Genomic DNA, 1,017 nt, shown 5'->3' on the forward strand with positions numbered 1-1,017 from the left:
GGGAACATCGACCAGCGAGCATTTGAGCGTCATCAGCGCTGCCAGCGCCTCGACTTCCTCAGCATCGGCATTCGACGTATAGCGAATGCCGCCCTTCACTGGCTCGCAGTGTTCGCTGTGGACCGATCGCCAGCCGATGAAGCTGTACATACGGCCGCGCAACCTGACGCCGAACCGTACCGTGTAGGTTGAGTTGCACTGCATGATCCGCTCCGACAGTCCTTCCGGCAGGTCAAGGAAGGTCATCGCATGCCGGAAGTTCTGGTCAACGCTATCCAAAAAGCCTGCGGAGCTCGTCTGTCCGAGGTGTACATCGCGTTGTGGTACTGCATTCACTGGAGGTTCTCCTCGTTCGAGTAGTTCAGCCGCCGTGCTATCTCAGCTCAGCAGAACGCGATGGTCCGCATTGCGCACAAGCAGGGCATAGATCAGCGTGAACAGCCGGCGCGCGGTGTCGTTGTCGATGTTAACTTTTCAGACAACCGGGCCCTTAGCAGATCGGCAGCCTCGTTGTGCACGCCACGCCGACCTATATCGATTGCCTCAAGCCGTTCAGGGCCTGGATGGCGGATGGCGTCGTAGTAACTCTCGCAGATGCAGGTGTAGTCTTTGAGCAGTCGGCGGAAGGGCGTGAGCGACAAGTAGTGACTGACAACATGCTCGCCCTGATCATCTGCGACATGCAATGCCAGCCGTCCCTCAACCGCTGGGATCCTGAGACGATAAGGGCCGCAGTCGTGGCCGACCGGAATGAATGTGTTGCACTCCAGGCAGGTCGATGACCGCGAGCGCTTGCTCCCGTTCAATTCTCGCGCCCCGGCCACCGAACGAGCGGTCGAGCGATACGTCGCAGAGACGGGCCGCGGCGGAGCTCATGACGCTGCCCCCCTTTCCACGCACATGGCAATACCCATGCCGCCACCGATGCAGAGAGTTGCAAGTCCCTTCTTGGCGCCGCGGCGCTTCATTTCGAACAGCAGCGTGTTGAGTACGCGAGCGCCGGAAGCGCCGATCGGG

Annotated in this window: 1 protein-coding gene and 2 pseudogenes; all 3 read right to left on the reverse strand. The window is 60.4% G+C overall.

Annotation, left to right across the window (positions count from 1 at the left end; genetic code table 11):
• Nucleotides 1-246: Glu/Leu/Phe/Val dehydrogenase dimerization domain-containing protein (locus EOA38_RS37590; RefSeq protein WP_281060182.1), on the reverse strand; the 246-nt coding region annotated here is incomplete at its 3' end.
• Nucleotides 247-378: 132 nt separating this feature from the next.
• Nucleotides 379-876: pseudogene (locus EOA38_RS37595) on the reverse strand (UPF0262 family protein).
• Nucleotides 873-1,017: pseudogene (locus EOA38_RS37600) on the reverse strand (acetyl-CoA C-acetyltransferase); the annotation flags it as partial. The pseudogenes EOA38_RS37600 and EOA38_RS37595, both read right to left, overlap by 4 nt.

The sequence above is a fragment of the Mesorhizobium sp. M1E.F.Ca.ET.041.01.1.1 genome (genome assembly GCF_003997355.1).
GTDB lineage: Bacteria > Pseudomonadota > Alphaproteobacteria > Rhizobiales > Rhizobiaceae > Mesorhizobium.